General features: G+C 57.6%; 1 rRNA gene. It reads left to right on the top strand.

From position 1 onward, the window contains the following. A 16S ribosomal RNA gene (locus ciss_RS10010) occupies positions 1–243 on the top strand; the annotation flags it as partial.

The following is a 243-nucleotide window of genomic DNA, read 5'->3' as shown; positions in this document are numbered from 1 at the left end:
GCGGACGGGTGAGTAACGCGTGGGTGACCTACCTGTAAGACCGGGATAACCCTGGGAAACCGGGGCTAATACCGGATACGCTATCAGGTTTAGAGACCTGATAGGAAAGGTGGCTTAAGCTGGAGCTGCTACCGCTTACAGATGGGCCCGCGTCCTATTAGCTAGTTGGTAGGGTAATGGCCTACCAAGGCGACGATGGGTAGCCGGCCTGAGAGGGTGGACGGCCACACTGGGACTGAGACA

Origin of the sequence: Carboxydothermus islandicus (assembly GCF_001950325.1) — a bacterium.
GTDB classification, from domain to species: Bacteria; Bacillota; Z-2901; order Carboxydothermales; family Carboxydothermaceae; genus Carboxydothermus; species Carboxydothermus islandicus.
This window is presented reverse-complemented; position numbering and strand designations above follow the sequence as displayed.